Source organism: Streptomyces sp. NPDC058701 (assembly GCF_042715295.1).
Lineage (GTDB): Bacteria > Actinomycetota > Actinomycetes > Streptomycetales > Streptomycetaceae > Streptomyces.
The window spans coordinates 222130-233795 of the sequence record NZ_JBHXSY010000007.1 but is presented as its reverse complement, the minus strand read 5'-3'; the positions used below and the strand labels follow the sequence as shown (position 1 = coordinate 233795).

Sequence of the window (11666 nt, the reverse complement as noted above, 5' to 3'; positions counted from 1 at the left end):
ACCATCCCTTTCCGACAGCCGGGTGGGTTGGGCTTGTTTGCTAATCACCCCCCCCCCCGGCGGCGGGGCGCCCCGCCCCCCCCGCGCCCCCCCCCCACGGCGTGTTTCCGGGCACCGGGCTAGCAGGCCGCGTCTTCCTGGTACCCGTACGGGCGGGTGATGATCTCCATGCCGTGCCCGGCCGGATCCGTGAAGTACACGCCGCGGCCGCCGTCGTTGTGGTTGATCTCGCCGGGGCGCTTGCCGTGCGGGTCGGCGAAGTACGGAACTCCGGCCGCCTTGATCTGTTCGAACGACGCGGTGAACTCCTCCTCGGACAGGAGGAACGCGTAGTGCTGCGGGGTGATGGAGCTGGCCGGGATGGTCGCGAAGTCCAGAACGACGCCGTTGGCGAGGTCGAGGGGGATGAAGGGGCCCCATTCGGCCCCGACCTCGAGGCCGAGTACGCGGGCCAGGAACTCGGCGGACTCCCGGTTGTCACGGGAATGGACGATCGTGTGGTTCAGCTTTACTGCCATGGGTGGATGCCTCCGAAAGGCACGTCCCGGCGCCTCCATGTCTCACCCGGTCGGTGACCGACACGCGATGCCGTGATCGCGATCCTAGACAGCGGGTCCGGGCGCGTCCAGCGGGTACCGCCTCCGGCCGCCGCTGCCCGGTGCGGCGGCCGGTGCCCTCGCCGGCGCTGCCGGCGTCCTCGGCAGCCCGGTGCCCTTCCCCGCCCCTCCACCCGGCCGCTCACGCGCCGCCGTACACCGCCTCGACGTTGTCCTGCGCGGGGCGCGTCCGGCCCGCCGGGCCCGCCGCGAAGTGCCGCAGGAGGTTTTCCGTCACCCGGGTGGTCAGCGACCCTGCCCGCGCGTCCAGGCCGTGGCGCGTGCCACCGGAGCCGTCGCCGCGGGCGTCCAGGGCCTCCACCCACCGCATCGTCCCCGTCGCGAACACCCCCGCTCCGCCCGGCGCCGTGTAGTACGCCGTGTCCTGATGGCTGGGCCGGCCCTCGCACACCACCGGGGAGTGGGCGAGTATCTCGATCGGGCGGGGCGTGGGGAATCCGGTGTCGACCTTGTCGTACTCCACCCCGACCAGGTGGGCGAACCGGTCACCCGCTCGTACCCCGGTGCCCTCGAACAGCCAGTGGTCCGGGTGGGTCACCACGTACGGCGCGTCCACGGGGTACCCGTCGTACATCACGCCGAGCAGCGAGCTCTCCGGGTCCGGGGCGGGCGCCGAACGGAAGTCCGCCGTCGCCGGGTGGCCCCGGCCGAAGCCGGGGTCCTGGGCGTAGGAGGTCTTGTAGCAGACCACCGTACGGTCGGGCCCCAGCTCCGAAGCCTCCAGGCGGATGCGGCGGTAGCAGCAGTTCGCGCCGAGGAACGCGAGGTTGGTGCCGGCGTCGCGGGCCGCCGTGATGTGGGCCCGCTGCTCCGGGGACCAGTACTCGTCGTGCCCGAGGGAGAGCACCGCCGAGGCCCCCTCCAACAGGTGCTTCTCCCGCGCCAGATCGACGGTCGTCGCATAGGCCAGGGGTATGCCGAGCCGTTCGGCGAGCGCGATCAGCGGAGCCTCGTACACCAGGAACAGACCCGCGCCGTCGTCGTACGCGTACGGCCGGTCGAAGGTCACGGCGAGCGACCGCGAGGCGTAGCCGCCGCTGGGGCCGTCGTAGCTGCCGTAGCCGCCCCACCGGTTGTACGCCTGCCAGGTGGCGACCGCGTTGACCACGACCGTACGGCCCGCCGTGGCGGCCGACCGCACGGTCACCGGCACGAAGCGCCGGCCTTCCTCGCCGCCCTGCGCGTCGAGCCGCAGGAGGTAGCAACCCTCGGGCCAGCCCGTGGTCTCGACGGTGGTGGTGCGGGCCCAGCGAGTGCGCACCATCCTTGTCCCGGAGTCCACCGTCCGCTCGGCCTGCCGGATTCCCGGCAGCGCCTCGGAACGCCACACGAGCCGCGCCCTGGCCCCGCCGTACCAGCCCATCCGGTAGGCGGAGACGGTGAACCGGGGCGCGGTGGTGGACACGTGGAGCCCGAGGGGCTCGCCGGGCAGGACGCTCACCCGGTCCGCGAAGCCCTCGATGGCCCGGTCGGCCCCGGGCTCGGTGATCCGCCAGTCGGCAGCGCCCGGCCGGGCGTTCTCAGCCTTGACGTCGAACCCGGCCGGCCCGGGTGCCGGGGCCGCACCGTCGGGCGCTGCCGGGCTCTCGCGGGGCTTCCCGCGCTGCCCGCCGGCAGCACGGTCCCCACCCACGGGCCCGCCGCCGTCCCCGCAGCCGGCCACGGTTCCGAGACCGGCGGCAGTGGCCGCCCCCGTGGCAAGGGCGAGGAACCGCCGCCTGTCCGCGCCTTCGCCGTACCCGCCCCTGTGGTCCTGATCCATGCGGAGCACGCTATGCCAGCATCGGAACCGCCCCGGAACCACCCCTTCCCGCCGCCCGCGAGCCCCTCGGGCAGCCGGGCAGCCGGGCCGCCGTTCCGCGGAGCGGGCCTCCCGCTGTCTCCGGAGCGGAGGGAAGCACGCTCACTCCACGCGCTCCGCTCAGTCGACGTGCTCGCGATAGCGCTCGATCACCTCCCGCAGTACTTCCGTGCCGTCCCTGGCCCACAACCCGGGGTGGAAGAGCTCCACTTCCACCGGCCCGTGGTATCCCGCCGTGTCGGCCAGCTCGCGGAACGCCCGCAGATCGACGGAACCGTCGCCGAGCTGCCCGCGCCCGAGCAGCACGCCTTCGGGGAGCGGCGTCACCCAGTCGGCCACCTGGACGGACGCGATGCGCCCGCCCCTGCCCGCCCGCAGTAGCTCGGCGGGCAACCGCTCGTCCCACCAGAGGTGGTACGAGTCGGCCACCACGCCCACCTGATCGGCCGGGAACTGCTCGGCGATGTCGAGGGCCTGCCCCAGGGTGGAGACCACGCAGCGGTCCGAGGCGAACATCGGATGCAACGGTTCGATGCCCAGCCGTACCCCGTGCGCACCGGCCCAGGGGGCCAGCTCGCCGAGGATCTCGACGATCCGGCGCCTGGCCCCCGGCAGGTCGCGGTCGCCCGCGGGCAGGCCGCCCGAGACCAGGACCAGGGTGTCGGCGCCCAGCTCCGCCGCCTCTTCCACGGCCCGGCGGTTCTCGCCGAGCGCGAGCGCCCGGCCGGCCGGATCGGAGGCGGTGAAGAACCCGCCCCGGCACAGCGTGCTGACGCGCAGGCCGGCCCCGGCGACCAGATTCGCCGTCTCCCGCACCCCGAAACGGCGGACCGGGTCGCGCCACAGTCCGACCGCGCCCACCCCGGCCGCCGTGCACCCGGCGACGAGCTCGGGCAGCGACCACTGGCGGACCGTCTCCTGGTTGAGGCTGAACCGTGCCGGGGCCGGTGCCCCGCCCCCGCTCACGACGTCACCCCGTACACCGAGAGCAAACGGCGCATCCGGTCTTCGGCCAGCTCGGGATCCGGGAACAGCCCCAGCCCGTCCGCCAACTCGTAGGCGGTGGCGAGATGGGGGAGTGAGCGAGCGGACTGGAGACCGCCCACCATCGCGAAGTGGTCCTGGAAGCCGGCCAGCCAGGCCAGCAGCACCACGCCGGTCTTGTAGAAGCGGGTAGGCGGGGCGAAGAGGTGCCTCGACAAGCGGACCGTGGGATCGAGCAGCTCCCGGAATCCCGCCTGATCGTCGCGGTCGAGGGCGAGAGCGGCCCGGGCCGCGATCGGGGCGATCGGATCGAAGATCCCCAACAGTGCGTCACTGGCCAGCTCCCCGTCCCCGGCGATCAGCTCCGGGTAGTGGTAGTCGTCGCCCGTATAGCAGCGCACCCCGGCCGGCAGCCTCCGCCGGATGTCCACCTCCCGCTCCGCGTCCAGCAGGGAGACCTTGACTCCGTCCACCTTCCCGGGTGACTCGGCGATGACCTTGAGGAAGACCTCCACGGCCTGGTCGAGGTCGACACCGCCCCAGTAGCCGGCCAGCTCCGGATCGAACACAGGCCCCAGCCAGTGCAGAACCACCGGCGCCGCGCTCTGCCGCAGCAGGGCGCCGTACACCTCCAGGTAGTCCTCCGGACCCCGGGCGGTTCGGGCCAGGGCGCGCGAGGCCATGAGGACGACTCCCGCACCACATGCTTCGGTGTGCCCGAGCTGCTCCTCATACGCCCTGGTGATCGTGTCGAGCGAGTGCGTCCTGCCCGGTTCCAGCTGGTCGGTACCCGCGCCGCAGACGATGCGTCCGCCCTGGGCACGGGCCTCGGCCGACGAGCGGCGGATCAGCTCCGCCGCGGTCGGCCAGTCCAGGCCCATGCCGCGCTGCGCCGTGTCCATGGCGTCGGCGACCCCCAAGCCCTGCGACCAGAGGCGGCGCCGGAAAGCCAGGGTGGACTCCCAGTCGACCGCGGGCGCAGCATCCGCCGAGGCGGCCAGTGGATCGGCGACCACGTGCGCGGCCGCGTAGAACGTACGGCTGCGGGCGGGTTCGTGGGTCAGGGGGGCGAACGGGTCGGGGTTCGGCCGGTACGAGCGGAGCCCGCCGTCCGCCGAAGGCAGCCGGATGCTCACAGGACCACCTCCGGAACGGGCAGGCGGCGTCCCTCGGCCGAGGAGCGCAGCCCGAGTTCGGCCAGCTGTACCCCGCGGGCCCCGGCCAGCAGGTCCCACCGCCACGGCTCGTCGAGCACGACGTGCCGGAGGAAGAGCTCCCACTGCGCCTTGAAGCCGTTGTCCGAGGGAGAGTTGTCCGGGACCTCCTGCCATTGCTCGCGGAAGGATTCACCCTGCGGCAGATCCGGGTTCCACACCGGCTTGGGCGTGGTCCCGCGGTGCTGGACGCGGCATCCGCGCAGGCCGGCCACGGCCGATCCGTGGGTCCCGTCCACCTGGAACTCCACCAGTTCGTCGCGGTGCACCCGAACGGCCCAGGAGGAGTTGATCTGCGCGACGGCGCCGCCCTCCAGCTCGAAGATGCCGTACGCCGCGTCGTCGGCCGTCGCCTCGTAGGGCTTGCCCTCCTCGTCCCAGCGTCTGCCGATGTGCGTGCGCGTCAGTGCCTGGACCGTGCGCACGCGGCCGAAGAGCTCGTGCAGGAGGTATTCCCAGTGCGGGAACATGTCGGCGACGATGCCCCCGCCGTCCTGTGCGCGGTAGTTCCACGACGGCCGTTGGGCGGCCTGCCAGTCGCCTTCGAAGACCCAGTAGCCGAACTCGCCCCGCACGGACAGGATCTCACCGAAGAAGCCGCCCTCGATCAGCCGCTTCAGTTTCAGCAGCCCGGGCAGGAACAGCTTGTCCTGGACCACTCCGTGCTTGACCCCGGCTGCCGCCGCGAGCCGGGCCAGCTCCAGCGAGGACGCGAACGACAGCGCCGTGGGCTTCTCGCAGTACACGTGCTTGCCCGCCGCCACTGCCTGCCGCACCGCGGACTCGCGGGCTCCGGTGACCTGTGCGTCGAAGTAGATCTCGACCTCGGGGTCCGCCAGTACGGCGGTCAGGTCCGTGCTGACGTGCTCCAGGCCGTGGCGCTCGGCGATGACCCTCAGCGCGGCCTCCCGGCGCCCCACGAGGACCGGCTCCGGCCACAGCGCCGTCCCGTCCCCCAGGTCCAGCCCGCCCTCCTCGCGCAGGGCGAGCAGGGACCGGACGAGATGCTGCCGGTACCCCATGCGGCCCGTCACGCCGTTCATGGCGATCTTGATCGTCCTGCGCTCCATGATGTCCCCTCCTCAGCTGGATTTCGGTGAGCACTCGTTAGAAAGCGCTTTCCCTTCGATCACGCTAAGGCGCGCGATGGGGCGGATGCAACACTCTTACGAGTGATAGAAAGCGCTTTCTTATTGGGGCACCATGAACTCAGACGCCGGATGAGACGATGACCCGGGACGGAATGAGGAGGGGTGCAGCATGGCGGTGACTCTCGCCGAGGTCGCGGCGCGGGCGGGTGTTTCGCCGGCCACGGTCTCTCGCGTACTGAACGGCGGTTACCCGGTGGCCGGCGGCACACGGACCCGGGTGGAGCAGGCGGTCGAAGACCTGGGATACGTGGTCAACGGGCCCGCCCGTGCGCTCGCCGCGGCCACCTCCGACCTCGTCGGCGTGCTCGTCCACGATGTCGCGGACAGTTTCTTCGGGATCCTCGCCGGCTCCCTGCAGAGCACGCTCGCCCCCACCGGCCCGTCGGACGGGCGCCGACTGGCCGTCGTCTGCAACACGCAGGGCGCCCCCGAGGCCGAACTGGCCTATCTCGGGCTCCTGGAGGGCCAGCGCGCGGGCGGGATCGTCCTCACCGGTGGTGCGGTCGAGGAGCCCGGACACTCGGCCGCGCTCGCCGCCCGTGTCACACGCATAGCCGCGGGCGGTGTGCCCGTCGTCCTGTGCGGGCGCCCCCCGCTGCCCCTGCCGGCCGACCTGCCCGTGGCCACGGTGATGTTCGACGACCGCGGCGGCGCGTTTCGACTCGCCGAACACCTGCTGGCGCTCGGTCACCGCCGCATCGCCTACGTCGCAGGACCTCCGGGGCGCAGCACCACCCGGGAGCGCATCGAGGGGCACCGTGCGGCCCTGACGCGGCACGCCCCGGATCTGGCCGATGCCTGTGCCCCGCTCACGGTGCACGCCGGGTTCGAGCGGGCCGCGGGCTACGACGCCACCCGCGAACTGCTCCGGCGCGGGGAGCACTTCACCGCCGTCGCGGCCGCCAACGACACGGTCGCCACGGGCGTCGCCGCCGCCCTGCGGGAAGCGGGGATACGGATTCCCGAGGAGGTGTCCGTCGCGGGCTTCGACGACTTGCCGTTCTGTGTGGACACGGCCCCCGCCCTCACCACCGTCCGGGTGCCGCTGCGGGAGGCGGGGGCCCTGGCTGCCCAACTGGTCACCGGGCGCAGACCATTGCCGCCCGGCGGCCTCACCACCCTGCCCACCGAACTGATGGTGCGCGGCTCCACCGGGCCGCCTCCTGCGCAAGGGAGCCGCCCGTGAAGTACGCCTTTTCCACGCTCGGCCTGCCGGGCACCCCGCTCGACCGCAGCGCGGGCCTGGCGGCCACGCACGGGTTCGACGGCCTCGAGCTGCGGGCCCATGCGGAGGAGCCCCTGCATCCGGACAGTTCGCCCGCCGAGCGTGCCGCCGGGCTGCGGACGCTCACCCGGCAGGGTGTGCGCGTCCTCGGGGTCGCCGGGTACGTCCGGGTGGCCGCCGCCGGTGCTGACGAGCCCGTCCTCGCCGATCTGCGCGGGCTGGTCCGGCTCGCCTCCGACCTCGAAGCCCCGTACGTACGCGTCTTCCCCGGCGGCGCCGCGCTGCCGTCGGCCGCCGCTGATGCCCACGCCGTACGTCGGCTGCTGGCCACCGCGCCGTACGCGGAGCGCCACGGCGTACGGGTGCTGCTGGAAACGCACGATTCCCACCGGACCGGGGAGGCGGTGGCGCGGGTGCTGGACCGGGTGGCCCGGCCGGGGGCGGGCGCGCTGTGGGACGTACTCCACACCTGGCTGGGAGGCGAGACGCCGGCCGAGTCGCGGCGGGCCCTCGGGGCGCACGTGGGCTACGTCCAGGTGAAGGACGTGGCCTCGGCCCGGGAGCTCACGCCGGTCGGGCTCGGATCCGGGGTGTTGCCGCTCGCAGAGGCGGTGGCCTCACTGCCGGCGGACGGGTGGGTCTGCTGGGAGTACGAAAAACGGTGGTACCCCGAGGCGCCCGAGCTGGCCGGGCAGCTCGCACGGGGCCGGCGGTACCTCCAGGAGCTGGAGGCCGGCCGGACCGCGGGGACTCCCGCCGAGTAGCCGAACCGACCACGGTCCCAGCGAGGCTCGCCCGGCATGCCCTGCCTCGGTGGGGCTTGCCCGGACGCACGACCCCGGTGGGGCTCTCCCGACCTGGCACGCCCGGCCCGCGCGGGACGCGCGGTCCCGCCGGGAGTCGCTCGGCACGCCCGGCCCCGTCCGGCATGCACAGTCCTGCCGGGAGTCGCCCGGCATGCACGGCCCCGCCCGGTTCGCACGGACCCGCCGCGGGCTCGCCCGGTACGCGCGGCCCCGCCCGGCCCCGCCCGGTACGCACGGCCCCGCCCAGCCCGCACGGCCCCGCTCGGTACGCGCGGTCCCGCCGGGGCTTGCAGGTGCGCATGGCCTCCGGCGGGATCGAGGTGTTCCCTCCGCTGCCTCTGCGGCGCCCTTTCCCTGCTGCCGCTGGGGTGTGGCGGATCCGGGTCTCTGCCGGGCCGTGGGGTGTCGCCCCGGTTACGTGCTTCGGCCGCGCCCCACCTCCCGCGCTGCCGACTGCCAGCTGCGGGCTACCCCTTGCCCCCGCCTCCCGGCCGCCTCCCGGTCTGTCCTCCGCCCCCGTCTGCCGGGGTCGCGGGGCGCCGGTCGGGGCTCGTGTGTCGGTCCCGGGTCTGCCGTTCGCGCCTCTCGTCCGGGCCGCAGGGGCGCCGCCGGTCGTGGCAGTGGGATGGGAGGTGTGATCGAATCGATCGCTTGCGGGGAGGGCCGCCGCGTTGTCAGGGGCGGATGGTCAGTCTCGGGAGGAGTTCCAGGTGCTGGCGGGGGCCGGCCTCCGGGTCCCCGTCCGCGAGCAGCCTGTCCATCAGCAGGCCCGCCGCCCGGGCGCCCACCTCGTGCTTCGCGGGTGCCACCGCCGAGAGTGGTACGTCGGCCATTCCGGCCACCTCGTCGTCGTACGTGATCACGGCCAGGTCCTCCGGCACCCGCACGCCGCGCGCTGTGAGCCGGGGGATCAGCATGATCGCGTCCGTGTCGCTGTGGATCAGCGCCGCGGTCACCCCGCCCTCGGTCACCGCGCCGCACAGGTATTCCAGGGTCCGGGCGAAGAGGTCGGCCTCCGACGAGGCCCCCGGCTCGGCCGCGGGCCACGGCGGGGCCTGTTCCAGCCCGAGTGCGGCCACCGCGGCCTCGTACCCGGCCCGCAGCCGTGCCGTCGTCGGGGTGGTCCGGCTGGCCAGGGCGATCCGCCGGTGGCCCAGGCCGGCCAGGTGCTGCACGGCCCGGGCCGCGCCGTGGGCGTGGTCCGACGCGACCCGGTCCAGTGCCGCCGCCGGATGCCCGGGCGGCGCCCAGCGCTCCACCAGGACCGTCGGGACCGGGAGTTCCGCCGCCCAGGCACCTTCCTCGGGACCCGGCGACCCGGCCTCCCAGTTCGGCGTCAGCAGCAGCCCGTGCGCCCCGGTCGACAACAGCCGGTCCGCCTGGGTCCGGTCCTCGCCCGGCAGGTACCGGGTCAGCCCCACGGTCAGCCGGGCGCCGCGCACCTCGACCGCCTCGCGGGCGCCGCGGACGACGTCCGCGTAGTAGTACTCCGTCGTCGGCACGACCATCCCGACCACGAGTCCCTCCCCGCCGCCGGTGTGGTCCGCGGCGCCCCGGGCGGGGGCCGGAGCCTGCGCTCCCGTCCGCCGGGCGGCCGGGCCCTGCGCCGGGTCCACCCGGCTGATCACCCCGTGCATCCGCTGGATCTCGCCGCGGGCGGTCATGGCCTCGATGTCCCGCCGCAGCGTGACGGGGGAGATGCCCAGTTCCCGGGCCAGGTCCGCCACGCGCACGCTGCCGCGCGCCCGGACGAGGGTGAGTACGCGGGCCTGGCGCTGGTCTACGTGCGGTCTCAAGTGTCCCCCTGCTGTCTGCGCGGTCACGGTGGGCCGGTCCGGCGCGGGATTCGGAGCGTACGGGTACGCGCGGCACGTACGGATACGCGCGGTACGTACGGGTCCGCAAGGGTGCGTGCGGGGCGCCCAGCGACATCATAAGCATTTGATTCGATCGAATCGATCGAATCTGATCAACCGGTCATTGACGGTGCCACCGGTGCGTTCATATATTCGGTGGCGCCCGCACCCCCACGCCGTCTCGACCTCTCCCGGGAGTCAGCGCATGCTCACGCACGACCAGGACGGATTCCGGCGCGCAGGCCGGCCCCACCGCATCGTCTCCGGGGCCCTGCACTACTTCCGGGTCCACCCGGACCTGTGGGAGGACAGGCTGCGGCGGCTGCGCGCCCTGGGCGTGAACACCGTCGACACGTACGTCCCGTGGAACTTCCACGAGACGGCCCCCGGCAAGGCGGACTTCACCGGGCCGCGCGACCTCGCCCGCTTCCTGCGCCTGGCCCGGGACGCCGGTCTCGACGCCGTCGTCCGCCCCGGCCCCTACATCTGCGCAGAATGGGACTTCGGCGGTCTGCCCGCGCGGCTCCTCGCCGTCGACGGCCTCCACCTGCGCTGCTCCGACCCGCGTTTCGAGGCCGAGGTGGACGGCTGGTTCGACGCCGTGGTCCCCGAACTGCTGCCCCTGCTCGACAGCCGCGGCGGCCCCGTGGTGGCCGTACAGATAGAGAACGAGTACGGCTCGTACGGCGACGACGTCCGCTACCGTGCCCACGTGGAGCGGGCGCTCGTCGAACGCGGCGTCGACTGCCTGCTCTTCACCGCGGACGGCCCCGAGGACGCCATGCTCCAGGGAGGGATGGTCCCCGGCCGCCTCGCCACCGCGACCTTCGGCGCCCGGCCCGCCGAACGCCTCGACGCCCTGCGCCGCTACCAGCGGACCGGCCCGCTCGCCGCCATGGAGTTCTGGATCGGCTGGTTCGACCACTGGGGCGAGGACCACCACGTCCGCGCAGTCGAGGACGCGGCCCGCTCCCTCGACGAACTCCTCGCCACCGGAGCGTCCGTCAACCTGTACATGGCCCACGGCGGCACCAACTTCGGCTTCTGGGCCGGTGCCAACCACACCGGATCGCGGCCCGGCGAGCCCGGCTACGAACCCACCGTCACCAGCTACGACTACGACGCACCCATCGGCGAGGCCGGCGAACTCACGCCCAAGTTCCACGCGTTCCGCGAGGTCATCGGCGCGTACCTGCCCCTGCCCGACGGACCGCTGCCCGATCCCCTGCCCCGCATGGCCCCCGCCCTCGCCGCACCCGCCGGCACCGCGGTGCTGCTCGCCGGACTCGACCGCCTCGCGGGACCACCCGTGCTGCGCGCCGCGCCCGAGTCCATGGAGCGGCTCGGCCAGAGCCACGGCCTGATCCATTACCGCACCTCGATCACCGGCCCGCGCCCCCCGATGCCCGTCCGGATCGACGGCCTCGGGGACCGCGCGTACGTCTTCGCCGACGGGGTCCCGCTCGGCGTCCTCGACCGCAACGCGCCCGACGAGGGCCTCGACCTGGCCGTCGGCGCGGCCGGCGTGGTCCTCGACGTCCTCGTGCGGGCCCAGGGGCGGGTCAACTACGGGCCGCTCCTCGACGACCGCAAGGGCATCTGGCGCGGCGTCCGACACGGCCACCAGCAGCTCTTCGAGTGGGAGATCCGCCCCCTGCCCCTCACCGACCTGACCGCGCTCGACTGGTCCCGGAACCCCGCCGGCGGCGCACCAGCCGAGGCAGGGCCAGCCTTCCACCGCTACCTCCACACCCCGGACGCACCGGCCGACGCCTTCGTCGACGTATCGGGCTGGGGCACCGGCCTGGTGTGGCTGAACGGCTTCCTCCTCGGCCACTACGACACCCCGCGCGGCCCGCAGCGCACCCTCTACGCCCCCGGCCCCCTCTGGCGCGCCGGGGAGAACGAGATCATCATCCTTGAATGCGAGCGCCCCGGTACCGAACTGCCGCTGCGCGACCGGCCCGACCTCGGCCGCCCCAAGGTCGTCACCCTCCAGTGAGAGAAGCTCC

Annotated in this window: 9 protein-coding genes; 3 read left to right on the top strand and 6 right to left on the bottom strand. The window is 73.8% G+C overall.

Going from position 1 to position 11666, the window contains the following annotated elements; all coding sequences use genetic code 11:
• Window positions 1–119: 119 nt before the first annotated feature.
• From ACFWW8_RS10345 to ACFWW8_RS10325, 5 genes are all read right to left on the bottom strand, one after another.
• Complete coding sequence (locus tag ACFWW8_RS10345; protein ID WP_386526267.1) at window positions 120–518, bottom strand: VOC family protein; 399 nt, start codon at window positions 516–518, stop codon at window positions 120–122.
• A gap of 220 nt (window positions 519–738) precedes the next feature.
• The gene (locus ACFWW8_RS10340; protein WP_386526264.1) at window positions 739–2379 is read right to left on the bottom strand and encodes a N,N-dimethylformamidase beta subunit family domain-containing protein; all 1641 of its coding nucleotides are present in this window, start codon (window positions 2377–2379) and stop codon (window positions 739–741) included.
• A gap of 159 nt (window positions 2380–2538) precedes the next feature.
• Window positions 2539–3384, bottom strand: coding sequence for a sugar phosphate isomerase/epimerase family protein (locus tag ACFWW8_RS10335; RefSeq protein ID WP_386526261.1), 846 nt, complete (start codon window positions 3382–3384; stop codon window positions 2539–2541).
• Window positions 3381–4538 (bottom strand): dihydrodipicolinate synthase family protein, encoded by a 1158-nt coding sequence (locus ACFWW8_RS10330; RefSeq protein WP_386526258.1) that lies wholly within the window; start codon window positions 4536–4538, stop codon window positions 3381–3383. The genes ACFWW8_RS10335 and ACFWW8_RS10330 overlap by 4 nt, the downstream gene beginning before the upstream one ends.
• Window positions 4535–5686 (bottom strand): Gfo/Idh/MocA family protein, encoded by a 1152-nt coding sequence (locus ACFWW8_RS10325; protein WP_386526256.1) that lies wholly within the window; start codon window positions 5684–5686, stop codon window positions 4535–4537. Before ACFWW8_RS10325 ends, ACFWW8_RS10330 begins: the two co-directional genes overlap by 4 nt.
• A gap of 190 nt (window positions 5687–5876) precedes the next feature.
• Here ACFWW8_RS10325 and ACFWW8_RS10320 point away from each other — a divergent pair, with 190 nt between their 5' ends.
• Together ACFWW8_RS10320 and ACFWW8_RS10315 are read left to right on the top strand one after the other, a co-directional pair.
• On the top strand, window positions 5877–6953 hold the full coding sequence (locus ACFWW8_RS10320; protein WP_386526253.1) for a LacI family DNA-binding transcriptional regulator: 1077 nt from the start codon (window positions 5877–5879) through the stop codon (window positions 6951–6953).
• Complete coding sequence (locus ACFWW8_RS10315) at window positions 6950–7756, top strand: sugar phosphate isomerase/epimerase family protein (RefSeq protein WP_386526250.1); 807 nt, start codon at window positions 6950–6952, stop codon at window positions 7754–7756. Before ACFWW8_RS10320 ends, ACFWW8_RS10315 begins: the two co-directional genes overlap by 4 nt.
• 716 nt (window positions 7757–8472) lie before the next feature.
• Here the strand turns inward: ACFWW8_RS10315 and ACFWW8_RS10310 are convergent.
• The gene (locus ACFWW8_RS10310; RefSeq protein ID WP_386526247.1) at window positions 8473–9594 is read right to left on the bottom strand and encodes a substrate-binding domain-containing protein; all 1122 of its coding nucleotides are present in this window, start codon (window positions 9592–9594) and stop codon (window positions 8473–8475) included.
• Window positions 9595–9859: 265 nt separating this feature from the next.
• Between ACFWW8_RS10310 and ACFWW8_RS10305 the strand changes: the two genes are divergently transcribed.
• Window positions 9860–11656 (top strand): beta-galactosidase family protein, encoded by a 1797-nt coding sequence (locus ACFWW8_RS10305; protein ID WP_386526245.1) that lies wholly within the window; start codon window positions 9860–9862, stop codon window positions 11654–11656.
• Window positions 11657–11666 lie beyond the last annotated feature (10 nt).

Bases quoted from the DNA above. Each gene is read 5' to 3' on its own strand.
- ACFWW8_RS10325 (WP_386526256.1), bottom strand. From the start codon at position 5,686: ATGGAGCGCAGGACGATCAAGATCGCCATGAACGGCGTGACGGGCCGC.
- ACFWW8_RS10345 (WP_386526267.1), bottom strand. From the start codon at position 518: ATGGCAGTAAAGCTGAACCACACGATCGTCCATTCCCGTGACAACCGG.
- ACFWW8_RS10305 (WP_386526245.1), top strand. From the start codon at position 9,860: ATGCTCACGCACGACCAGGACGGATTCCGGCGCGCAGGCCGGCCCCAC.
- ACFWW8_RS10340 (WP_386526264.1), bottom strand. From the start codon at position 2,379: ATGGATCAGGACCACAGGGGCGGGTACGGCGAAGGCGCGGACAGGCGG.
- ACFWW8_RS10320 (WP_386526253.1), top strand. From the start codon at position 5,877: ATGGCGGTGACTCTCGCCGAGGTCGCGGCGCGGGCGGGTGTTTCGCCG.